At 64.0% G+C, this 22836-nt stretch carries 23 protein-coding genes and 2 tRNA genes; 2 read left to right on the forward strand and 23 right to left on the reverse strand.

Annotation, left to right across the window (positions count from 1 at the left end; translation table 11 throughout):
• Positions 1-174 precede the first annotated feature (174 nt).
• A complete protein-coding gene (locus tag ACNKU3_RS06425; protein WP_418258589.1) occupies positions 175-1008 on the reverse strand; it encodes a hypothetical protein in 834 nt (277 codons plus the stop codon).
• A gap of 357 nt (positions 1009-1365) precedes the next feature.
• Here ACNKU3_RS06425 and ACNKU3_RS06430 point away from each other — a divergent pair, with 357 nt between their 5' ends.
• On the forward strand, positions 1366-1608 hold the full coding sequence (locus tag ACNKU3_RS06430; RefSeq protein ID WP_418258590.1) for a hypothetical protein: 243 nt from the start codon (positions 1366-1368) through the stop codon (positions 1606-1608).
• Between the two features lie 325 nt (positions 1609-1933).
• On the opposite strand, the gene ACNKU3_RS06435 is transcribed toward ACNKU3_RS06430, so the two are convergent.
• From ACNKU3_RS06435 to ACNKU3_RS06490, 12 genes are all read right to left on the reverse strand, one after another.
• Positions 1934-2007: transfer RNA gene (locus tag ACNKU3_RS06435), tRNA-Cys, on the reverse strand.
• 26 nt (positions 2008-2033) lie between these two features.
• A tRNA-Gly gene (locus ACNKU3_RS06440) sits at positions 2034-2109 on the reverse strand.
• A 128-nt stretch (positions 2110-2237) separates the two neighbouring features.
• Entirely contained in the window at positions 2238-2804 is a 567-nt protein-coding gene (gene pgsA, locus ACNKU3_RS06445; protein WP_418259026.1) for a CDP-diacylglycerol--glycerol-3-phosphate 3-phosphatidyltransferase, read from the reverse strand.
• Positions 2805-2806: 2 nt separating this feature from the next.
• On the reverse strand, positions 2807-4648 hold the full coding sequence (gene uvrC / locus ACNKU3_RS06450) for an excinuclease ABC subunit UvrC (protein ID WP_418258591.1): 1842 nt from the start codon (positions 4646-4648) through the stop codon (positions 2807-2809).
• Entirely contained in the window at positions 4645-5673 is a 1029-nt protein-coding gene (gene murB, locus ACNKU3_RS06455; RefSeq protein ID WP_418258592.1) for a UDP-N-acetylmuramate dehydrogenase, read from the reverse strand. Before murB ends, uvrC begins: the two co-directional genes overlap by 4 nt.
• A complete protein-coding gene (locus tag ACNKU3_RS06460; RefSeq protein WP_418258593.1) occupies positions 5654-6145 on the reverse strand; it encodes a low molecular weight protein-tyrosine-phosphatase in 492 nt (163 codons plus the stop codon). The genes murB and ACNKU3_RS06460 overlap by 20 nt, the downstream gene beginning before the upstream one ends.
• Positions 6138-6902, reverse strand: coding sequence for a 3-deoxy-manno-octulosonate cytidylyltransferase (kdsB, locus tag ACNKU3_RS06465; RefSeq protein WP_418258594.1), 765 nt, complete (start codon positions 6900-6902; stop codon positions 6138-6140). The genes ACNKU3_RS06460 and kdsB overlap by 8 nt, the downstream gene beginning before the upstream one ends.
• Before the next feature lie 13 nt (positions 6903-6915).
• Positions 6916-7896, reverse strand: a complete 981-nt coding sequence (lpxK, locus tag ACNKU3_RS06470; protein ID WP_418258595.1) for a tetraacyldisaccharide 4'-kinase — start codon at positions 7894-7896, stop codon at positions 6916-6918.
• A complete protein-coding gene (gene msbA, locus ACNKU3_RS06475; protein WP_418258596.1) occupies positions 7893-9734 on the reverse strand; it encodes a lipid A export permease/ATP-binding protein MsbA in 1842 nt (613 codons plus the stop codon). The genes lpxK and msbA overlap by 4 nt, the downstream gene beginning before the upstream one ends.
• The gene (locus ACNKU3_RS06480; RefSeq protein ID WP_418258597.1) at positions 9727-10155 is read right to left on the reverse strand and encodes an ExbD/TolR family protein; all 429 of its coding nucleotides are present in this window, start codon (positions 10153-10155) and stop codon (positions 9727-9729) included. The genes msbA and ACNKU3_RS06480 overlap by 8 nt, the downstream gene beginning before the upstream one ends.
• Positions 10152-10775 (reverse strand): MotA/TolQ/ExbB proton channel family protein, encoded by a 624-nt coding sequence (locus ACNKU3_RS06485; RefSeq protein ID WP_418258598.1) that lies wholly within the window; start codon positions 10773-10775, stop codon positions 10152-10154. The genes ACNKU3_RS06480 and ACNKU3_RS06485 overlap by 4 nt, the downstream gene beginning before the upstream one ends.
• A gap of 70 nt (positions 10776-10845) precedes the next feature.
• Positions 10846-13158, reverse strand: a complete 2313-nt coding sequence (locus ACNKU3_RS06490; protein ID WP_418258599.1) for a DNA internalization-related competence protein ComEC/Rec2 — start codon at positions 13156-13158, stop codon at positions 10846-10848.
• A gap of 135 nt (positions 13159-13293) precedes the next feature.
• Here ACNKU3_RS06490 and ACNKU3_RS06495 point away from each other — a divergent pair, with 135 nt between their 5' ends.
• Positions 13294-13842 carry a DUF2062 domain-containing protein gene (locus ACNKU3_RS06495; RefSeq protein ID WP_418258600.1) on the forward strand — a complete coding sequence of 183 codons (549 nt, stop codon included), beginning with the start codon at positions 13294-13296 and terminating at the stop codon, positions 13840-13842.
• Here the strand turns inward: ACNKU3_RS06495 and ACNKU3_RS06500 are convergent.
• The 10 genes from ACNKU3_RS06500 to ACNKU3_RS06545 are packed head-to-tail and all read right to left on the reverse strand — an operon-like array spanning position 13823 to position 22836.
• Complete coding sequence (locus tag ACNKU3_RS06500) at positions 13823-15067, reverse strand: lipoprotein-releasing ABC transporter permease subunit (RefSeq protein WP_418258601.1); 1245 nt, start codon at positions 15065-15067, stop codon at positions 13823-13825. The two genes, ACNKU3_RS06495 and ACNKU3_RS06500, sit on opposite strands and share 20 nt — an antisense overlap.
• Positions 15064-15744: an ABC transporter ATP-binding protein gene (locus tag ACNKU3_RS06505; RefSeq protein ID WP_418258602.1), complete on the reverse strand. Its 681-nt coding sequence runs from the start codon at positions 15742-15744 to the stop codon at positions 15064-15066. Before ACNKU3_RS06505 ends, ACNKU3_RS06500 begins: the two co-directional genes overlap by 4 nt.
• Positions 15737-16999 (reverse strand): lipoprotein-releasing ABC transporter permease subunit, encoded by a 1263-nt coding sequence (locus tag ACNKU3_RS06510; RefSeq protein WP_418258603.1) that lies wholly within the window; start codon positions 16997-16999, stop codon positions 15737-15739. Before ACNKU3_RS06510 ends, ACNKU3_RS06505 begins: the two co-directional genes overlap by 8 nt.
• Positions 17000-17014: 15 nt before the next feature.
• Positions 17015-17260, reverse strand: coding sequence for a (Na+)-NQR maturation NqrM (gene nqrM, locus ACNKU3_RS06515; RefSeq protein ID WP_418258604.1), 246 nt, complete (start codon positions 17258-17260; stop codon positions 17015-17017).
• A gap of 27 nt (positions 17261-17287) precedes the next feature.
• Positions 17288-18382, reverse strand: a complete 1095-nt coding sequence (locus tag ACNKU3_RS06520) for an FAD:protein FMN transferase (RefSeq protein WP_418258605.1) — start codon at positions 18380-18382, stop codon at positions 17288-17290.
• A complete protein-coding gene (nqrF, locus tag ACNKU3_RS06525; RefSeq protein ID WP_418258606.1) occupies positions 18366-19589 on the reverse strand; it encodes an NADH:ubiquinone reductase (Na(+)-transporting) subunit F in 1224 nt (407 codons plus the stop codon). Before nqrF ends, ACNKU3_RS06520 begins: the two co-directional genes overlap by 17 nt.
• 15 nt (positions 19590-19604) lie before the next feature.
• Positions 19605-20213: an NADH:ubiquinone reductase (Na(+)-transporting) subunit E gene (gene nqrE, locus ACNKU3_RS06530; RefSeq protein ID WP_418258607.1), complete on the reverse strand. Its 609-nt coding sequence runs from the start codon at positions 20211-20213 to the stop codon at positions 19605-19607.
• Between the two features lies 1 nt (position 20214).
• Complete coding sequence (locus ACNKU3_RS06535; protein ID WP_418258608.1) at positions 20215-20877, reverse strand: NADH:ubiquinone reductase (Na(+)-transporting) subunit D; 663 nt, start codon at positions 20875-20877, stop codon at positions 20215-20217.
• A gap of 2 nt (positions 20878-20879) precedes the next feature.
• Complete coding sequence (locus tag ACNKU3_RS06540; protein WP_418258609.1) at positions 20880-21656, reverse strand: Na(+)-translocating NADH-quinone reductase subunit C; 777 nt, start codon at positions 21654-21656, stop codon at positions 20880-20882.
• Positions 21643-22836 (reverse strand): NADH:ubiquinone reductase (Na(+)-transporting) subunit B, encoded by a 1194-nt coding sequence (locus ACNKU3_RS06545; protein WP_418258610.1) that lies wholly within the window; start codon positions 22834-22836, stop codon positions 21643-21645. Before ACNKU3_RS06545 ends, ACNKU3_RS06540 begins: the two co-directional genes overlap by 14 nt.

Consider the following 22836-nt stretch of genomic DNA (forward strand, 5'->3'; position numbering starts at 1 on the left):
ATTAGATTTGCTGGGATTATAGTCAAAGAATCCTGCAAGCGGAGAATTGATAAACGAATAAACGGTCGGCTAATAGGCGAAGGCGGCCAAGTCCGCTTCCACCTCAAAGGAGTCCTCGCTGTGTGACTTGGTCATCATGCAGATTGGCAACCGGTGCGCGGCCGTGACAATTGTTCAGGGCTGCACACCCCTGGCGACTGCCCGCAAGGGGTTTTTTTTAGCTGATGGATGCAATAGAAAACCCAATACTGCTCCGAACGCAATGTAGGACGCCACAATTTCGAAGCCATGCACCAGGCGAACTTCAGGGGGCATCACCGGATTAGGCAGCAACAGGGGAGCTATTCCACCCAGTATCGGGAACACCAACGCAAATACCCCGACAGCAGCGAGTGGGCCGGCGGAAAAACTCGCTATCAACGGGATCGTCGATACGGTGAATACCATCCCTCTCAACCACTGCCAGAGCATCAGTTCAGGCAGGGGTGGAATGATCCCTGCGTAGAAGCCCTGTACGAAGGGCAAAATGGCGATACCCGCCAGGAAATACAGTATGGGAAATGTCGTTGCGCAAACCGTGACACGTAACAGATATACAGGGCAAAGAACCAGCCTGGAAAAGGTCCCCTTTCGCAGGTTCGACCTTGTGTCAAAGAAGTGGCTTGCCACTACAAATGGAGCCGCCACGCCGACGGCAAGCAGTGATAACCCCACGACTGCAGCCGAGTCGAGTTGCCCGAGGCTGAATATCTGTGCCTCCAGTTGGATCATCAGAAAGTGCGCAAGTAGAAACAGGCTCAGTGCAACCAGCAAAGCCATACGCGCAAGATTGGAAAAGCTTGCAAGGATGAATAGGCTTGCAGCGGTCAATACTGCCGACAAAGCTATCGGGGCACTGAAACCCGCTACATCGACACCCAATGTGATGAACAGGAAATAAATGCAACAGCTGAAAAAAGACGCACAAAGAAGCGCAGGAGAAAATCTCTTATCCGGCAATGTAACCATAGAATGACTCTGTCCTATGGAAATTTTGCTATTGGGAAAGACCGCCAAGGCCAGCTATATCTCGAAAGTTGGCGCTCAGGAAAGAGTAGACCAAATTCTCGCAATTAGGCGAAACCGGTCTTCCGCAAATTACTTGCGTCTGGGATGTGGCAGGTGGCCGCTGTCACCTCAAGGGGGACTCAACATTTCTATAGTGAAGACGCCATTACGCAGTCGCGTACCAGCTGGAAGTAACTCCATAGACAGAAACCCCCAAGCAATACTCCAACATACCGATGCCTCGATCCGAGCGAGACGCTCGCACCGAGACAAAAGGCATGTAGAGCCATCAATGCCCCGGAAACCAACTACCCGGGGATGGAACGCAGCTACATGACTTCTGCCGGCCAGATGACCTTGCTGCTTGAATTGGTGGATGCCACCACGGGGGATGTACTCGCGAGAATCATCGACCCCCAGGCAGACGCCGACGACAACATGTTGACCTGGACCAACAGCGTGACCAACAAGGCGGATGCTGACAGGATCCTGCGGCGTTGGGCGAAAGAATTGCGCGAGGGGCTGGATAAAACCCGCCAATTGCCACCGAGCGGTTCCTGATAGCCCTGGAAGGAGTGCTGCCGTTTCGGCTCGCCCCAGCTGACCAGGCCGGCTGCTCACAAGGGTTTAACAGTACGCAGGGGGCGCATGAGCGTTAGCGCTTCCTGCATACTGGTTTGCAGCTGGTTCTGCACGGCATTCAGAGACAGGCCGGAAGCATCAGTGATCACGCTTGCCGGAAGGTTGTCGCTATTCCACCTCCAGCAAAAGAGACTTGAACTCCTTGTGCGTTGCTCAGGTCGCTGCATTAGCGACGGTGCCCTGTTTGCCTATAAATAACGGGTATTCGAGGAAAAGTTTGGGAGAGGTAAGTATTTGATACGATTGGAGGCTCGGGTCGGAATCGAACCGGCGTACACGGAGTTGCAGTCCGCTGCATGACCACTCTGCCACCGAGCCTTTTGACTGGAACCAGTCGAGGAAGTTGGAGCGGGAAACCGGGTTCGAACCGGCGACCTCAACCTTGGCAAGGTTGCGCTCTACCAACTGAGCTATTCCCGCTTAAGAAGACTGCTGCTTCGCTACTTCTCACTTCCCGATGCGCGGCTGCACACTCGAGAGGCGCTCATTGTATTCATCCGTGGATTAGTGTCAACAGGTATTCCAAAAAAATCTTCCAAGCGCCTGAATCAGAAGGTCTTATCCCGTTCGCGGATGACGATCCAGGCGGCTTTCAGGTACACAAACATGGACCACAGGGTCAGCGCCGCGGCGATGTAGAGCACCACGAACAGCAGAGCCGTTAACCAGTTGCCATCCCTGCTGGGGTCGACGGCCAGCAGGCCGGTAATGGCGACCATCTGGAAGGCGGTTTTGACCTTGCCGATGTAGGACACGGCGACCGAAGTGCGCTCTCCCAGTTCTGCCATCCACTCGCGCAGGGCGGAGATGACGATCTCCCGGCCGATGATCACGCAGGCCGCCAGGGTGAACAGGATGGTGTCGTGGCGTTCCACCAGCAGCACCAGGGCCACCGACACCATCAGCTTGTCGGCCACCGGGTCGAGGAAGGCGCCGAAAGCGCTGGTCTGGCCGAGGCGCCGGGCGAGGTAGCCGTCCAGCCAGTCGGTAATCGCCGCCACGGCGAAGATCACGGCGGCCACCAGCAGGTGATTGCGGAACGGCAGGTAGAAGACCAGTACCAGGACAGGGATCAGGCAGATGCGCAGCATGGTCAACGCATTCGGGATATTCAATTTCACCTGGGTCCTGTCTCCGCCTCTCCTGTGGTATGCAGGTAATCATATATCTGCGCGGCCATTGTGGCACTGATACCGGTAATTTTTCGCAGCTCCTCGACACTGGCGTTCGCCACGCCCTGGGCGCTGCCAAAGTGCCGCAGCAGTTCCCGCCGCCGCTTCGCACCCACCCCGGGGATGTCCTCCAGCAGCGAACGCTGGCGGGACTTGGCCCGGCGCGCGCGGTGCCCGGTAATGGCGAAGCGGTGCGCCTCGTCGCGCACCTGCTGGATCAGGTGCAGGGCCGGGCTGTCGCCGGGCAGCTGGCGCTCCCGGCCGTCCGCGCCTTCCACCAGGGTTTCGAAGCCGGCCTTGCGGGTCACCCCCTTGGCCACCCCGACCACGCGGATGCCGTCGATCTGCAACTCCTCCAGCACCGCCATCGCCTGGGCCACCTGTCCCTTGCCACCGTCGATCAGCAGGATATCGGGCTGCGCCCCCTCCCCGCTCTTCAGGCGCCGGAAACGGCGTGTCAGGGCCTGCTGCATGGCGGCGTAGTCGTCGCCCGCGGTGATGCCCTCGATATTGAACTTGCGGTAGTCGGACTTGCGCGGGCCCTCCTCGTCGAAGACCACGCAGGAGGCAACTGTCGCCTCACCGTGGCTGTGGCTGATATCGAAGCACTCGATGCGCCGGGGCCGGTCTTCCAGCGCCAGCACCTCTTGCAGGGCCGTGAAGCGCCCCTGCACCGTCTCGCGGCCTGCAAGGTGGGCCTTCAGGTTGGTCTCGGCGGTTTGCAGGGCGAGGCGCAGCCAGCGCGCGCGGGCATCGCGCACCTTGCTGCGCAGTTTGACTTTTTTCCCGGCCTGCACCGAGAGCGCCTCCGCCAGGGTCGCACTGTCCTCGGGCGCCTCGTTGACGATGATCTCCCCGGGCACCGGTCGTGCACCACCCAGGTAGTACTGGGGCAGGAAGGCCTCCAGCACCTCGGCCGGGGTGGTCTCCAGTTTCAGTGGCGGGTGGTAGGTCTTGCTGCCCAGCACCCGGGCGGCGCGCACAAACAGCACCTGTACACAGGCGCGGCCGGAATCCACGGTTGCGGCGAGGATATCGAGGTCGCCCTGTACGCCCTCGATTCCCTGTACCGCCTGTACATGCTGCAGTTGGCTGATCTGGTCGCGATACTGGGCCGCCTTCTCGAAGGCCAGTTCGGCGGCGGCCTTTTCCATGTCGTCGGCCAATCGCACCATCAGCTCCTGGGACTTGCCGGCCAGGAACAGCTGGGTGCTGTCCACCTGCCCCGCATACTCGGCCTCCGAGACCCTGTCCACGCAGGGCGCGGTGCAGCGGTCGATCTGGTATTGCAGGCAGGGCCGGGAGCGGTTGTTGAAGTAGCTGTTCTCGCACTGCCGCACCTTGAAGACCTTCTGCAGGAAGTGCAGGGATTCGCGCACCGCCACCGCGCTCGGGTAGGGGCCGAAGTAGCGGCCCTTGCCCTTCTGCGCGCCCCGGTGCAGCGAGATGCGCGGGTATTTGTCGGCGGACACGTAGATATAGGGGTAGGATTTGTCGTCCTTGAGCAGGATGTTATAGGGCGGCTTGTGGCTCTTGATCAGGTTGTGTTCCAGCAACAGCGCATCGACTTCCGTGGTCGTCACGGTGATCTGGATATCGTGGATGCGCGCCACCAGCGCCATGGTTTTTTCGGTGAGGCCGCTGGCGCGAAAATAACTGCCCACGCGGTTCTTCAGGTTGCGGGCTTTGCCCACGTACAGCAGTTTGCCCGCCTCGTCGTACATCTGGTACACGCCGGGACGGGTGGTAAGGTTCTTTAAAAATGCCTTGTGATCGAAGGGGTTCACGGGCGCTTGCCGTAGATACGCGGCTCCATTTCCAGGGTGACTGCGAAGCGTTCACGGACAGACTGCACCACCTGTGCCGCCAGTTGCAACAGCCCCTCGCCACTGTCGCCACCGTAATTGACCATTACCAGTGCGTGCTCGGGATGAATACCGAACTGCCCCTCCCTGTGCCCCTTCCAGCCGGCCTGCTCGATCAGCCACGCGGCGGCCAGTTTTACCCGGCCATCTGCCTGCGGGTAGCGCGGAAGCCCCGGGCACTCGGCTGCCAACGCGTCTGCCCTGCCAGCTTCGACCAGCGGGTTCTTGAAGAAACTACCCGCGTTGGGCTCCCGGGCAGGGTCCGGCAGGCGGCGTCGGCGCACCGCCACAACCGCGTCGAACACGTCCTGCGGCGTCGGCGCCACCACGCCGCGGGCCTCGAGTTCGGTCGCCAGGGCGGGATAGCGGCACTCTGCCGCCGGAATCCTCGGCAACCGGAAATCAACGGCGGTGATAATGACCTTGTCGCGCAGGCGGCTCTTGAACACGCTGTCGCGGTAGCCGAATTCGCAGGCGTCCCGCTCCAGCAGAAGTTTTTCGCCGCTTTCGACAGCCACGGCGTGGACGGCCTCGACAAAACGCTCCAGCTCGACCCCGTAGGCGCCGATGTTCTGCACCGGCGCCGCACCCACCGTTCCCGGAATCAGGGCGAGGTTTTCCAGGCCGTACCAGCCCTGCTGCAGGCTGCGCGCGACCAGTGAATGCCAGTTCTCGCCGGCGCTGACCCGCAGGCGCACGGACTCCGCATCCCCGGCGAGCACGCTCCATCCCGCGGCGTGCTGGTGGATCACCAGGGCCTCGAGGTCGCCGGCAAATACCACATTGCTGCCCTCGCCCAGCGGCAGCGGCGGCAGGCCCTCTGCCCGTGCCCAGGCCAGCGCCTCAGCCAGTTCCGCCTCACCCGCAACCTCTACCAGTGCGGTGGCGCGGGCTTCCAGGGCGAGGGTGTTGAAGGACCTGAGGGATTCAGCGCGCCGTATCTGCACCCAGGATCTCCCGCAACAGGCCTGCGCTGGCATTCTCGACCAGGTCGAGGACATGGTCGAAGCCGTCCTCGCCGCCATAGTAGGGGTCGGGCACTTCCCGCTCCGCCACCTGCTGCGCAAAGTCGAGAAACAGGGAGAGGACGCCATCGAAATGCGCCGGGCGCATCGCCTCCAGGTCGGCCAGGTTCTGCGCGTCCATGGCGAGCACGTAATCGAAGGCGTCGAAATCCGCGGGAATGACCTGCCGCGCCCGCAGGTGGCTCAGGTCATAGCCGCGCCGCGCGGCGGCCGCCGCGGCACGCCGGTCCGCGGGATGACCGATGTGCCAGTCACCGGTGCCGCAGGAGTCGATCTCGATACGTTCGTGGAGCCCCCTCTCGCGCACCATCTGTTCGAAAACACCGTGGGCGGTGGGGGAACGGCAGATATTGCCGAGGCAGACGAACAGGACACGAACCGGCTGGTTACTCATGGCCGGCCTCCACCCGTGCGCGCACCGCGTCGAGGTCCGCCTGGGTATCCACGCCCGCCGGTACGGCCTCGCAGGCCCGGGCGACGTGGATGCGCTCGCCGTTGTACAGCGCGCGCAGTTGCTCCAGTTGTTCCAGCTGTTCCAGCGGTGCCGGCTGCCAGGTCACGTAGCGGTGGAGAAAGCTGGCGCGGTAGGCGTAGATACCGATATGACGGAACCAGCTGCCCTGCGGCATGTCACCGCCACCCGCCGCAAAGGCGTCCCGCGGCCAGGGAATGGTGGCGCGGCTGAAATACAGCGCCAGGCCGTTTATATCGGTCACCACTTTCACCGCGTTGGGATTGGTCAGTTCCTCGTGATCGCTGATCGGCACACACAGGGTGGCGATGCTCGCCTGGGGGTTGCCCTGCAGGTTGTCCGCCACCTGGCGGATCAGCGCCGGCGGGATCAACGGTTCGTCGCCCTGTACATTGACGATGACCTGCTCCCCAGTCCAGCCGCGCTGGGCGGCCACTTCCTGCAGGCGATCGGTACCGGAGGGGTGTTCCGGCGAGGTCATCGCCACCGCCGCGCCAAAGGCCTCGCAGGCCGCCTGGATGCGCGTATCGTCGGTGGCCACGATCACCTCGCTGGCGCCGGCCTGCATCGCGCGTTCCCACACGTGCTGCACCATGGGTTTGCCGGCGATCTCCAGCAGGGGTTTGCCCGGCAGGCGGCTGGAGGCGAAGCGGGAAGGAATGACTACGGCAAAGGACATCGATTGTTCCTGTTCAGGACGTGTTGACGGCGAGCGCTGCGGCCGCCGCGACCAGGTCGTCCGGCAGGGAGGCATCGATACACAGGTACCAGGCATCGTCTCCCGCCAGCGCGCTGCATTTTACCGCGTCTTTTTCCGTCATGAGAATTGTGTGTCCGGCCATCCCGCTAAAATCGCCGGCGCCGAACTGGTGATGGTCGGGAAAGGGATGGGGCCTGAAGGCGATGCCCAGGGCTTCCAGGCTGGCAAAAAACTGCGCGGGCTGGCCGATGCCCGCCACCGCGTCGACCTCCCCCACCCCACTGAACGCAGTCAGCGGCCGCCGTTCAGCGCTGCGGATATTCACCCAGTCGCGGGATTGGTAACTTACGCCGTCGCGCGGGCTATCGCTGCCCCGGTACAGTACATGGTCCACACTGCGCAGGCGCGAACGCGGTTCGCGCAGGGGCCCGGCCGGCAGGCAGAAGCCATTGCCGAGGCCGCGCTGGCGGTCGATGAGGACGATTTCCAGATCGCGCTGCAGGGCGTAGTGCTGCAGGCCGTCGTCGCAGACCACGATATCCACCGGCGCCGACAACAACAGCGCGCGCACCGCTGCGGGGCGGTCGGGATCGATGACCACGGGCACACCGGTGCGCCGGGCGATCAACAGGGGTTCGTCGCCGCACAGTCGCGGATCGCTGCCCGCGTCGACCCGGCGGGGAAACTCCCCGTCCGCGGCGCCGTAGCCCCGGCTAACCACACCGGGCCGCAGTCCGCGGGCCTGCAGCGCTTCGACCAGCGCGATGACCACGGGCGTCTTGCCGGTGCCGCCGACAGTAATGTTGCCCACCACGACGACGGGCACAGGGGCGCGGTAACTGGACAGCAAACCGCTGCGGTAGAACTGGCGCCGCAGCGCGGTGGCGGCGCGAAACAGCAGTTCGAGGGGGCGCAGCAACCAGAGCCAGCCGGCCCCGCGATACCAGGCCGCTACCAGCCCTCGCTCGCTCATGTCGCGGTGAATTCCTGCTGGTAGAGCTGGGCGTAAAGCCCGCCGGCAGCCAGCAGCTCGGCGTGCGGGCCGGTCTCCACGATGCGCCCGGCGTCCATCACCACGATACGGTCCGCGTGCTCCACCGTCGACAGGCGGTGGGCGATGATGATCGTGGTGCGCCCGCTGGAGATGGTTTCCAGGGATTTCTGGATGCGGAACTCGGATTCGTTGTCGAGGGCGGAGGTCGCCTCGTCAAACACGATGATCGGTGCGTCCTTGAGCAGCGCCCGGGCAATGGCGATACGCTGGCGCTGCCCGCCGGAGAGCCCGCCGCCATCGTCGCCCAGCCGGGTCTGCAGGCCCTCGGGCATGGCGCCGATGAAATCCTGGGCATAGGCGGCTTGCACCGCCTTCTCCACCGCTTCCGGGGAGGCGTCGGCGAGGTCGCCGTAGGCGATATTGTTGTAGACCGTATCGTGGAACAGGGTCACCTGCTGGGAGACCATGGCGATCTGCGCGCGCAGGTTGGCCAACCGGTAATCCTCGATGGGGACTTCGTCGAGCAGGATGCTGCCGCTGGAGGGCAGGTAGAAACGCATCAGCAACTGCACGAGGGTGCTCTTGCCGCTGCCGGAGCGCCCCACCAGCGCCACGGTCTCGCCGGGGGCGATTTCCAGGTTGAGGTGCCGCAGCACGTCGACCTCGCTGCCCGGGTAGGCGAAGCTGAGATCGCGCAGGCTGATCCGGCCCTGCGCCCGCGTCACGCTGTAGGTACCGGTGTCGTTTTCAGATTCCATATCCAGCTGGGTGAAAATATCCTCCGCCGCTGCGAGGCCGCGCTGGATCTCGCTCTGGATACCGGTCAGCGAACGAATGGGCTTGCTCAACTGGGCGGCGGCGGTGAGGAAGGCCACCAGCGACCCGGCGGTAAAGCCCGCCATCCACTCCGGCTGCAGGGCGAGGTAGACCAGCATGGCCATGGCCACCGCCAGCAGGGTCTGCACCACCGGCGTACTCAGGCCGTCCAGCAACGCGAGCTTGAGGCTTTGGGCGCGGTTGTAGCCGCTAGCGCGGCGAAAACCCGCCTGCTGCTGGTACTGGCCGCCGTAGATGCGCACCTCGCGGTAGTTGCCGATGCTCTCGTTGGACACCTGGGTCACATCGCCCATGGAGGCCTGGATACGCCGGCTGTAGCGGCGGAAATGCTTGCCGACCACCGACACCACCAGCCCCAGCAGCGGCGCCACCGCAAGGAACACCAGGCACAGGCGCCAGTTCAGGTAGAACATGTAACCGAGCAGGCCTATAACGGTCAGCCCCTCCTGCACCAGGGTGCGCAGGGATTTGGTGACGGCGCCGGACACCTGCTCGACATTGAAGGTGATCTTGGAGATGAGCGCGCCCTGGCTGTGGCGGTCGTAGTAGGCGCTGGGCGCCGCGAGCAACTTGTCGAACAGTTCGCAGCGCAGTTCGTGTATCAGGTTGCGCGCCACGTGGCTCATGAAATAGTTGCCGACGAAATAACCCATGGCCCGCAGGAAGGCCAGCACCACGAGGCAGATGGGAAAGGCAATCCGGGTGAATTCCAGGCGGTCGGTGCCCGGCTCGTAGAACAGCGCGTAGACCGTGCGCGACACCAGCCCGGCGTCCTGGCTGGTCGACTCCCCCAGGGCATCGAGCAGGAACTGCATCATGTCCGCCGCCAGTACGTTGCCGGCGGAATAGACAATGTAGCCCAGCACGCTGAGCAGGAATACCCACCAGTAGGGGGCGATGTAACCCAGCAGGCGTTTGTAGAGCTGCCAGTCGCTCATGTTGCCCTGGCGGTTCACCGGGTTGGGCCTGGCCCTAGCCATCGGAGGCGTCCGAGGGCAGGCGGGTGGTGATGGAAAGGTGCACGAAACCCATCTGGCCGGCGGCATCCATCGCCCGCACCACGTCCTGGTGGGCGGCCTGGGCATCGGCGGTGATGATCAGCGGCATGGTGGTATCGCCGGCGGACAACTTGTAGATGGCCGCCTGCAGGGTGCGCATGCGCGAGTCCACCAGCGCCTGGCCGTTGATGCGGTAGGTGCCGGATTCATCGACCAGGATCTCGATTTCGTCATCGCGGGTTTCCGAGGCCTGGCCTTCGGCCTCCGGCAGGTCGACGCTGAGCTGGGTCTCGCGGGTAAAGGTGGTTGAAACCATGAAGAAGATCAGCAGCAGGAAGACCACGTCGATCAACGGCGTCAGGTTGATATCGACTGCGCCGAGGCGCTGGCGGCGGAATTTCAAGATTTGCCTTCCACGTTGTCTTCACTGTGCAGGGCGTCGACGAGCTTGATGGTCTCCTGCTCCAGTTCAACCACGATGGCGTCGATCTTGCCGGTGAAATAGCGGTGCATCGCCAGCGCGGGGATAGCCACCGTAAGCCCCGCGGCGGTGGTGATCAGCGCCTGGGAGATCCCGCCCGCCAGCACACTGGCGTTGCCGGTGCCCTGGGACATGATCTCGGCGAACACGCGGATCATCCCCACTACCGTGCCCAGCAGGCCGATCAGCGGCGCCACCGCGGCAATCGTGCCGAGGGTGTTCAGGTAGCGCTCGAGGTCGTGGACCACGTGCTCGGCGGCCTCCTCGATACTTTCCTTCATCACGTCGCGGCCGTGGTAGGCATTGGCGAGGCCCGCAGCGAGAATCCGCCCCAGCGGCGAAGACTGTTTCAGGGTCTTCAGCCGGGAGGCATCCATCTCCCCGGCCTTGAGCTGTTTCCACACCGTCGCCAGCAGGTGCGGCGGCGCGATTTTTTTCGGGTTGAGGACGTAGAGACGTTCGATACAGATAGCCAGTGCGACGATGGAACACAGTACCAGCAGTACCATCAGCCATCCGCCAGCGAGCAATAAATCCAGCACAATTACACCGATTCCAGTTATAGTGGCTCAATTATACGCACAGCCCGCAAGCCTCAGGAACCTGGAAAGTTCACTTCCACCAGGTTTTCCCCTCGCCCCGCCAGGACACAACTTCCAGCTCGCCATTTGCCGTTGCGCGCAGGGAAACAGCCCCGTCCAGCGCCGACTGCCGCAGGCTCACTCCCTGCTGTTCGAGCCGCGCCACCACCGCGGGATGGGGATGGCCAAAGCGGCTGGCGTAGCCGGCGCCGATCAATACCACCTGGGGGTCGACAAAGTTCAGCCAGGACTGCGAGGTCGAACTCGCGCTGCCGTGGTGGCCGGCCAGCAACACGTCGCTCTCCAGTGCCCCACCCCAGCGCTGTATTAAGCGGCGCTCCTGCGCCTGGCCAATGTCTCCCGGTAGCAGTATGCGCACTCCCCCGGTGTCGATCTGCAGCACGCAGGAGCGGTCGTTATCGTCTCCGGGAGCGCCATCCAGTGGCGACAACAGGCGAAAGCGGGTACCCCCGGGCCACTGCCAGGCCAGGCCGGCGCGACAGGGCAAAGCCGGACGCGACAGGGACACACCGCCGCCGGTCCACAGCCGTTCCACCGGCAGCGCGTCGATCACATCCGCTGCGCCGCCGCTGTGGTCGTAATCGCCATGGCTGACTATGAAGTCCGCGAGCCTGTCGATGCCGTGATAGCGCATCCAGGGCAGCACCACACTCTGGGCGAGACTGGCGCCAGCGGGATTGCCGCCGCCCGTGTCGTATAACAGGGCCCTGCCGCCGGCGGTAAACACCACCGCGGTGCCCTGCCCCACGTCCAGCAGGTGCAGGGTGGGCCGCGGAGCCAGCCGGTTGGCTGGCTGGCCGAGGGGGAGCAACAGCAGGAGCAGCGCGACCCGTGCGCAATGCCCAACAGGCAGGAACGCGAGGGCGAGAGCGAGAAAACCCAGGGCCGCCGCGGCGCCCCCGCCTGGCAACTGCAGGAAAAGATCCTGCCTCATCGCCACTGCCGCGGCCAGCGATACGCTGGCGTCCACCGGCCAGGCGGCTACCTGCCAGGCACTGTCGGCACCGGGCAGGCCACACCACCACAACAGGGCGCCCAGTAGTGCCAGGGGTACGACCACAATGGCAAACAGGGGCACCAGCACCAGATTCGCCAGCAGCGCCACCGCGCTGGCGCCGCCAAACCACAGTGCCCCGGCCGGCAACATCAGCGCGGCCATCGTCCCGTGTGCCCGCAGCGCACGCCCTGGAGCGGTGCAGTGTCGTCGCCACTGGTCCTGCCACAGCAAGCCGCCGACCGCACCGAAGGACAACCAGAATCCACTGCCCAGCAGGGCCAGCGGCTGCAGGGCGAGCACCAGCGCAGCGGCCACCAGCAGGCCGGTAGCCGCAGCGCTGCGCCGCCAGAGCGAGCGCGCGAGGAGAACCACCGACAACATGCACAGGGCGCGCTGGGCGGGCAGCGCGAAGCCCGCGAGTGCGGTATAGGCGGCCGCCCCGGCCAGCGCCGCCAGCGCCGGCAACGACCGGGCTGCGCGACTGCAGCCGCGCAGTTGCAGGGCATGTGCCGGAATCCGCGCGCCCACCAGCCCGAGCCCGGCCACCATCGCAACGTGCAGTCCGGAGATCACCAGCAGGTGATTGATGCCCAACTGCTGGCAGAGGGTCCACAGCTGGTGGTCGATACCGCTCTTGTCGCCGACGCTGACCGCGCGCAGGACGGCGGCCCCGGGGACGGACAGGGGCGCAGACTGGATCGCCCGGGACAGTTCCTGGCGCAGGTGCCCGATTCCGGAACCAAGGGCCTGCTGAAACAGCCGGCCCTCCCCGGCCACGGCACCGGTGGCGTGTACCGCGGTTACGGCATACCAGCTTTGCACATTGAAGGATCCGGGGTTGGCGAGGCCCCAGGGGTGCCGCAACCGCACCTCGAATTGCCAGCGCTGTCCCGGCTCGATGTCGGCGCTACCGTAGTAGGACAACAGGATGTTGCGCGGCCCCGCGCATGAACCCGGATGCAACGACGCCACCGCGAAATTGAAGCGTTGGCGAGCGGCGCCACCTTCAAGAAGGGTGCGCGCCGGCAGCGACATGACTTCACCGACGACGGTCAGCGGCGCCCGGTTGCACTCGACCGGCAGGCGGGCAGCCAGCAGGCCATGACCGCGCAGGCCACTGCAGGCGAGCGCAAGCAGCAAACCCGCAAGCAGGGCCAGTGCCGGCCGCAGCGACGCGCAGCGGGCAAGCGGCGGGACAGGCAGCGCCAGTAACGCAAGCGCCGCTCCCCCCGCGCCGCAGGCCCAGAGCCAGCTTCGCGACGGCAGGGCCGGCAACACGGCCACCAGCACCATTCCCAGTAACCAACCGGCCATTGCTGTGCGCATCTGGAGAACCTGAGAGCATGGCGGCATAATACCGCCCGGTTTACCACCGCACCGGCCTGCTGCTCAGCGCGGCGCCAGCCCCCAGTGAAACACAGGCCGGGTGTCGCTCAAACGTCAGAAATGGTCACCGGGTCAATGCCGAAAAAAACCCTGAAATCCATGATGCCCACGCCGGAACGCCTGCGTGAAATCAAGTCCCTGGGCATCCTGGGCGATTGGATCTATGCCAACAACCTCTGGCATATCAATCGTTATTCTGCGGCAATGGCGTTTTTCGTCGGGCTGTTTGTGGCGTTCATGCCGATTCCCGGGCAGATGGTACTGGCAGCCGCGCTGGCATTACTGCTGAGCTGTAACCTGCCGATTTCGGTGGGGCTGGTCTGGATCACCAACCCGCTGACCATGCCCGCGATCTACTACCTCGCCTACCGGCTGGGCGCCGCCATCCTGCGCCACCCGGTGAAATTCGTCCACTTCGACCTGAGCATCCACTGGCTCACCCACCAGCTCAGCGAGATCTGGCAGCCCTTCCTGCTCGGCTGCCTGCTGATGGGCCTGTTTTTCGGCTCAATGGGTTATTTCATCATCAATCTGCTGTGGCGAATCCGGGTAAAACGGATGTGGCACCACCGAAAACACCGACGCGCCGCGCGCGACGGTCGCGTCAGCTCCGGTCCTCGCTGAGCACCGCCGCCGGCGCCAGCCTGGCCGCCCGGCGGGCGGGATAAATGGCCGCCAGCAGGCACATCAGCCAGGCGACACCGCCCACGACCAGAAGGTCGCGCCACTGCAGGTCCACCGGCAGGAACGACACCGGGTAGACATCCGTGTTGAGAAAGTGGAAGCCCAGCAGGCGTTCCAGCGCGCTCACCAGTGGCGGCACCACCTGGCTGAGCCCCGCCCCCAGCAGGCTGCCCGCAATCACCCCGACCAGGCCGATCAGGCAGCCCTGCAGGATGAACACCCAGGCGATGTCTGCACGGGAACTGCCGAGGGTGCGCAGGATGGCGATATCACCGCGCTTGTCGAACACCACCAGCACCAGCGAGGACACCACGTTGAAGGCCGCGACGGCAATGATGGAAAACAATAGCAGGCTGACCAGTTCCCGGGAGAGCTGGATCGCCGAGTAGAGATTGCCGTGGGTCATCATCCAGTTGGTGGTGAAATACCCCGGCGGCAGGTCCGCCACCAGTTGCCAGGCCAGTCGAGAGGCGTTGAACAGGTCGTCGGTACTGAGCCGCAGGCCGCTGACCGCGCTACCCAGTCCGGCCAGGTTCGAGGCCGTCGCGAGGTGCAACAGGGCCACCGATTCATCGAGCTCCGTGCCTGAGCGGATCAGTCCCGCCACCGGCATCGCCTGGAAATGGGTCGGGCCATTCTGCCCGGCCAGGCCGTTGCCGGGTACGATGAGGGTGACCTGGTCTCCCGGCCCCACGCCGAGGCGCTCGGCGATGCCGGCGCCCAGTAACACGGAGTCCGCCTGGGTGACGAAGCGCTGGCGCTGCTGCGCTGCGACGTTATCCAGCAGGCGGGCATTTTCCGGGGCGTCCACGGCGATACCGATACCCTTCGCTGTCTCGATATCCTGACCGCGCATGAACAGCGCGTCGAACTCGGTAAAAGGGCTGGCGCTGGTGATCCCCGGCCTGTCCAGCACATGGTGCGCGAGGGAGGTCCATTCCTGCATCGGCTCGTGGCTGTAGAGCGTGATGTGCGGCACCAGGGCGAGAATGCGCTCGCGCATCTCCCGGTCGAAGCCGTTCATCACCGACAGCACGACGATCAGCAGCGCGATCGCCAGGACCAGTCCAAGCATGGACAGCGACGACAGGAAGGTCGAGAGGTGCCCCTGCCCGTGGGCGAAGGTATAGCGCAGGGCGACCCGGCTACGCTCGCCCCAGTTCATTCCCGGGCTTCCAGGCGCCCGTCGCGCAGTTCGAGGGTGCGGTTCATATGCGCAGCGATATCCGGAGCGTGGGTGACCACAATAAACGCGGCACTCGACGCGCCCAGTTCGTCGATCAGGGCCAGGACCTGCTGTGCGCTGTGGGGGTCGAGGTTGCCGGTGGGTTCATCCATCAGGACGCAGGCCGGTTCGGTGACCAGCGCCCGGGCGATGGCAACCCGCTGGCGTTCGCCGCCGGAGAGCTGCGCCGGGCGATGGTCGAGGCGCTGCTCGAGCCCGACCCGCTGCAGCACCCGGGCGGCGCGTTCCAGTGCCGCCGCCCGGCCCTCACCGCGAATCAGCAGCGGCATGGCCACGTTTTCCCGGGCGTCGAACTCCGGCAGCAGGTGGTGAAACTGGTAGACAAAACCCAGCTGCCGGTTGCGCACAGTGCAGAGCTTGCGCTCGGGCAGCGCCGCCAGGTCTTCGCCGCACAGCAGCACCCTGCCAGAACTGGGCCGGTCGAGTCCGCCGAGCAGGTTCAGCAGGGTCGACTTGCCGGAGCCGGAGGCGCCGACGATGGCAATTTTTTCTCCCGGGGCGAGGTCGAGATCGACACCGGCCAGCACCTGGACCACCCGGCTGCCATCCGCGTAACTGCGCGCCAGGCCCTCGCAGCGCAATACGGCCTCACTCATAGCGGAGCACCTCGGCCGGCGCCACGCGCGCCGCCCGCCAGGCGGGATACAGCGTCGCCAGCAGGCTCAGCACCAGGGCGGCGGCCATCACCGCCGCCACGTCGCCCCACTGCAGGACCGAGGGCAACTCGGTGATGAAATACACGCTCGGGTCAAAAATCCTGGTCCCCAAAAGATCCTCCATAAACCGCGTCACCGTCGAAATATTCTGCGCCAGCAGCACCCCCAGGACCGCCCCGGCGGAGATCCCCACCATCGCCAGGGCCAGGCCGTGGCAGATAAAGATCTGCATCACCGCCCCCGCACTGGCGCCCATGGTGCGCAGCACCGCGATATCGCGGCGCTTTTCCGCCACCGACATGACCAGCGTGGAGACGATATTGAATGCGGCCACGGCGACCACGCTCAGCAACAGCAGGCTGACCATGATTTTCTCCATCTTCACCGCCCGGAACAGGGAACCCTGGGTCTGGCTCCAGTCGCGCACGCGCAACTGGCCGGGCAGCGCGTCGGCGGCGGCGTGCAGTATCCCTGGCGCCTCGAACAGGTCGCGGGTGCGCACCTGCAGGCCATCTACCGCGTGGCGCGGACCGAGCAGTCTCTGCCCGGCGGCCAGCCCGATATAGGCCTGGTAGCTGTCCGGCTGCGCGCCCACCTGGAACACCCCGGTGACCAGCAGGCGCTTGCTGCGCGGGAAGGCGCCCAGCGGGGTAACGGTAATCCGCGGCACGGTGACTTCCACGCTGTCACCCACGACGACGCCGAGCATGCGTGCCAGCGAAGTGCCGAGCACGACGTTAAAGTCATCCCCGGCCAGCGAATCCAGGCTGCCCTGCTGCATGCTGCCGGCGATTCCGGACACCGCGGTTTCCAGTTGCGGATCGATCGCGGTCAGTTGCCCCCCGCGCAGGCTGCGGCTATTGGCGAAGATCACCTTGTCACTGATATAGGGCGCCGCGGCCTCCACACCGGGAACCTGCAACAGCGCAGCGGACTGCTCGCGCCAGTCAGCCATACCCCGGGGGCCGGCATCGACATAACCGTGCGGGACGAGGGAGAGAATGCGCTGGCGCAGTTCGCCGGAAAACCCGTTCATCACCGAGAGCACGGCGATCAGCGAGGCGACGCCGAGCACCATGCCGAACATGGAAACCAGGGAAATCAGGGCGGCGAAGCGGTTGCGCTTGCGGCTGAAGCTATAGCGCAGGCCGATAAATGCGGCAAAGCTCCGCTGCGAGTGGCCGCTGGCAGTCAACGCGCGGGCGCCGGATCAGGAACGGCGATCGGCTGGGTAGAAGGAAGCCTTTGCCGGCTCCGGGGATGATTTGCCCTCGCGGGTCTCCTCTTCGCAGCGCTGGGGGTTGCCGCCGCAAATTTCACAGGCCTGGTCGATACCGAGTGCGCCAAGCCCGCCACAGGAACCCTTGATCGGAGCGCGCCCAAACAGCACGCCCACAGCCATGATCGTGATTACCAGGCCGATTACCACTGCACTGATCAGAAATGTCATCATCATTGCGTTCCCGCAAGCCCGCTGCGGGGCTTACTCCGTTGCTGTGAGGTAGGTTTCGAACGCGCTGGTATAGCGGCTCTCAAAACCCTCCCCCTTCCGTTGGATGAAATATACCGCCAGTCCCTGTGCCTGCGCCACTTGCCAGGCTGCATCGGGGCCGAGCACGGTCAGGGCGGTGGCCCAGCCATCCGCCACCATGGTACTAGGGTGGACAACAGTGACCGACACGAGTTCATGGGCCACCGGGTAGCCGGTGCGCGGATCGATACTGTGCGAGTAGCGCACCCCGTCCAGCTCGAAGAAATTGCGGTAATCGCCGGAGGTGGCGACCCCCGAATTACCCGGTTCGATCATGTTGGCGATGTCGAAATGCTCGCTGTCCGGTTGCTCGATGGCCACTCGCCAGGCGTCATTGCGCGGGCTCCTGCCGGCCACCCGCAGCTCGCCGCCCACTTCCACCAGGTAGTCGTGGATACCCTGCTGTTCCAGCCATTCGCAGACCCGGTCCACCGCGAAGCCCTTGGCGATGGAGGAGAAGTCCAGGTAGAGGTCGGCGGTTTTACGCAGTGCACCGCTGTTGCGATCAAATTCGAGCTTGTCCTGCCCCATGCGCTGTGCGGTCTGCGCGATGACCGTTTTCTCCGGCGGGCCATTGACCGGCCCCTGCGGACCGAAACCCCAGAGGTTCACCAGGGGGCCGACAGTAATATCGTAGGCGCCCCTGCTCTTTTCACCGATATCCAGCGCCGCAGCCAGCACCGTGTCGAAATCCGCATCCGGCTTGAACCATTCGCCGACCGGCGACTGGTTGAACCGGGAAATGGTGGAGTCTTCCCGGTAGGTCGACATGCTGTCGTTAACCGCTTCGAGTAGCCCAGCGATGCCGCTGGAAAGTCCGCTCTCGTCGTAGCCGGCACCGTCGTGACTGACCAGGGTAGCGTGCCAGGTGGTGCCCATAGTCGCGCCTTCGAGGCGATAGACTGCGGGCGTGTCGCCGCAGGCGGCAAGCAACGCCAGCAGCGCGCCGAACAGGCACCAGCGCAGGCAAAAAAGCCACTCCGGGGAGTGGCTTTTGCGAGCTGCGCGAGCGCCGTGCGCCACGCGGGGATCAGCCGCCGAAGTCATCGAGCAGGATATTCTCGGGCTCGACACCCAGGTCGGAGAGCATCTGGATCACTGCCGCGTTCATCATGGGCGGTCCGCACATGTAGAACTCGCAGTCCTCCGGCGCCGGGTGATCCTTCAGGTACTCCTGGTAGAGCACGTTGTGGATGAAGCCGGTGAGGCCGGTCCAGTTGTCCTCGGGCTGCGGGTCGGAGAGCGCCACGTGCCAGCTGAAGTTGGGGTTCTCCGCGGCCAGCTGGTCGTATTCCTCCGCGTAGAACATCTCGCGCAGCGAACGTGCGCCGTACCAGAAGGAGATCTTGCGCTTGCTGGAAAGCCGCTTGAGCTGGTCGAAGATATGCGAGCGCATCGGCGCCATACCGGCACCACCACCGATGAAGACCATCTCTGCGTCGGTGTCCTTGGCGAAGAACTCACCGAAGGGACCGTACACCTTCACCTTGTCGCCGGGCTTCAGGTTGAACACCCAGGAGGACATGATACCCGGGGGGATGCCCTGGCTGCCGGGGGGCGGCGTGGCGATACGGATGTTGAACTTGACGATGCCCTTCTCTTCCGGGTAGTTCGCCATCGAGTAGGCGCGGATAGTGGTGTCCTTGACCACCGACTGCAGGTCGAAGAACTTGAAGCGTTCCCAGTCGCCGCGGTATTCCTCGTCGATGTCGAAGTCGCGGTAGTTCACGGTGTGCGGCGGGCATTCCAGCTGCACGTAACCGCCGGCGCGGAAGTCCACATTTTCGCCTTCCGGCAGGCGCAGGGTGAGCTCCTTGATGAAGGTCGCCACGTTGGGGTTGGACTCAACGGTACACTCCCACTGCTTCACGCCGAAGACTTCTTCGGGTACTTCGATTTTCAGGTCCTGCTTGACCGCGGTCTGGCAGGACAGGCGCCAGCCCTCAGCGGCCTCGCGCTTGGTGAAGTGGGTTTCCTCGGTCGGCAGCATGGAGCCGCCGCCCTCATTAACGATGCACTTGCACTGGGCGCAGGTGCCGCCGCCGCCACAGGCGGAGGCCAGGAAGATGTTTGCTTCAGACAGGGTCTGCAGCAACTTCCCGCCGGCGGGAACGGTAATGGTCTTCTCGCCGTTGATCTCGATATTGACGTCACCGCTGCTGACCAGCGCCGACCGGGCGAAGAGGATGATGAACACCAGTGCCAGCACGATGGCTGTGAACATGCCGACACCGAAGACGATGGTTAAATCCATAGTTACTGCTTCCGCTTACAGGTCGATACCGCCGAAGGACATGAAGCCCAGGGACATCAGTCCGGCGATGATGAATGTAATACCAAGGCCCTGGAGGCCGTCGGGCACATCGGAGTACTTCAGCTTTTCGCGGATTCCCGCCAGCGCGACGATTGCCAGCGCCCAGCCGATGCCGGAACCGGCACCGAACACGACGCTCTCGGCGAAACCGTACTCGCGCTCGACCATGAACAGGGAGGCACCCATGATGGCGCAGTTCACGGTGATCAGCGGCAGGAACACACCCAGCGCGTTGTAGAGCGCGGGCACGAACTTGTCGAGGAACATCTCCATGATCTGCACGATCGCGGCGATTACCCCGATGTAGGACAGCAGGCCGAGGAAGGACAGGTCCAGGTTCGGCAGGCCGGCCCAGGCCAGCGCGCCTTCCGCAAGCAGGTAGTGATAGATCAGGTTATTGACCGGAACCGTGATGGTCAGTACCACGACAACCGCGATACCCAGGCCCACCGCCGCGTCGATCTTCTTGGAGATCGCGAGGAAGGTACACATACCCAGGAAGAACGCCAGCGCCATATTCTCGATGAAGATGGAGCGGACAAACAGGCTCAACAGCGCTTCCATGTTACACGCCCTCCTTTACGACAGTGTGCTTGGCGATGACGAAATCGGGCTTTTCAACCTGCTCTTTCTTGACGCTGCGCAGTACCCAGATAAAACCACCGATCAGGAAGAAGGCGCTGGGGGGCAGCAGCAGCAGGCCGTTGGGCACGTACCAGCCACCCTCGGTAACCAGCTTGAAGATCTCGAACCCGAACAGTTTGCCGGAACCGAACAGCTCGCGTACGACGGCCACGCAGATCAGTACCACGGAGTAGCCGAGGCCGTTGCCGATGCCGTCGATGAAGCTGGGCAACGGCGGGTTCTTCATGGCGAAGGCTTCCGCGCGACCCATCACGATGCAGTTGGTGATGATCAGGCCGACGAACACCGACAGCTGCTTGCTGATGGCGAAGGCGTAGGCTTTCAGCACCTGGTCGACCACGATCACCAGCGAGGCGATGATGATCATCTGTACGATGATGCGGATGCTGCCGGGAATGTGCTTGCGGATCAGCGACACGCCGAGGTTGGAGAAGGCGGTTACCGAGGTCAGCGCGATACACATTACCAGGGTGACCTGCAGGGACGAGGTCACCGCCAGCGCGGAGCAGATGCCGAGGATCTGCAGCGCAATCGGGTTGTTCTTGAAAATCGGGCCAGTCAGGGTGTCTTTTACAGAATCCACGATCATGCCTCCCCGGATTTCAGGTTGTGAAGGAAAGGTTCAAAGCCGTTTTCGCCCAGCCAGTAGCGGACCAGCTGGTTGACGCCACGGGTGGTCAGGGTGGCGCCGGCGAGCCCGTCGACGCGGTGCTCGGCATTCGGCGCGGACGGATCGACCGTACCCTTGATGACCTGAATGGCGACATCGTTACCGGTATAGACTTCCTTGCCGTGCCACAGGGACTTCCAGCGCGGGTTGTCCACCTCGCCGCCGAGTCCGGGGGTTTCCTTGTGCTCGTAGAAACCGATACCCGCCACGGTGTTGGCGTCGCCGTTCAGCGCGATAAAGCCGTACAGGGTGCCCCACAGGCCGTAGCCGCGGATCGGCAGGATGATCTTGTCCACTGCGCCCGAGGCGTCCTTGGCCACGTAGACCACCGAATAGTCTTCACGGCGGAAGATCTTCGCCGGGTCTTCCTCCGGGGACAGCGCGGTTGAGCGCTTCGGGTCCTTGGCGGCTTTCAGCTGGTTGTAGCTGTCGGCGCTGACCTCGTCGGTGAACTTGCCGGTGCGCAGGTCGACCACGCGGGCCTCGATGTGCGAGAACTGCTCATCGATACTCTGGCCGGGCACCAGCATGCCCGCTGCGGCGAGGATGTTGCGCTTGCGGTCGAGGGCCTTGTTCTGTTCCTGTACCGGCTTCAGCACCACCGCGGCGGTGGAGACGATGACCGAACAGACGATACACAGCGCCAGGGCGACGATCAGAGTCTTGGAAGTGCTGTCATTAGACACGGGCAAGCCTCCTCTTGATATTCGCCTTGACCACGAAGTGGTCGATCAGCGGTGCAAACAGGTTAGCAAACAGGATGGCGAGCATGATGCCCTCCGGGAACGCCGGGTTAACGACACGGATCAGGACGGTCATGACACCGATCAGGATACCGAAATACCATTTGCCGGTATTGGTCATGGACGCGGACACCGGGTCGGTCGCCATGAACATCATGCCGAAGGCGAAGCCGCCGGTCACCATGTGCCAGTACCAGGGCATGTCAAAGGCCGGGTTGCTGTCGGAACCGATAAAGTTGAACAGCGAGGACAGCGCCAGCATGCCGAGGAACACGCCGGCAACGATACGCCAGGCGGCGATCCGGGTGATCAGCAGCAGCGCGCCGCCGATAAAGATCGCCAGGGTCGAGGTCTCGCCAATGGAACCGGGGATGCGGCCGACGAAGGCGTCCCACCAGGTCAGCTGGCTCTGCAGCGCAGCCATGCCCTGGGAGGCAACCACAGACAGCGGGGTCGCCGCGGTGTAACCGTCAACCGCCACCCATACCGAGTCACCGGACATGGAGGCCGGGTAGGCAAAGTAGAGGAACGCGCGGCCGGTCAGGGCCGGGTTGAGGAAGTTCTTGCCGGTACCGCCGAAGACTTCCTTGCCGATCACCACACCGAAGCTGATGCCGAGGGCCACCTGCCACAGGGGAATATCCGGGGGACAGGTCAGCGCGAACAGGATGGAGGTGACGAAGAAGCCCTCGTTGACCTCGTGGCCGCGCTTGGAGGCGAAGAGAATCTCCCAGGCGATACCCACCACAAAGGTGGTGATGTAGATCGGCAGGAAGTAGACGGCGCCAAACCAGAAGCAGTGCCAGAGGTTGCCGGCGTCATAGCCGCCCAGCAGCCCGATCAGCCAGCCGTGCCAGCCGGCGACGCTGGCGCCGGCGGCCATCGCGGAATTGGCCTGGAAGCCCAGGTTCCACATGCCGTAGAACATCGCCGGGAACGCGGCAAGCCACACCGTGATCATGATGCGCTTGAGGTCTACGCCATCGCGCACATGCGCGGTGGAGCGGGTCACCGACGAGGGTGAATAAAACAGTGTATCGATCGCCTCGTAAAGCGGGTAGAGACTCTGCAGGCGACCACCTTCCATGAAGTGGTGTTCTACATCGTCAAGCATCTTGCGCAGGCCCAC

The organism is Haliea sp. E17, assembly GCF_048323675.1.
Lineage (GTDB): Bacteria > Pseudomonadota > Gammaproteobacteria > Pseudomonadales > Halieaceae > Mangrovimicrobium.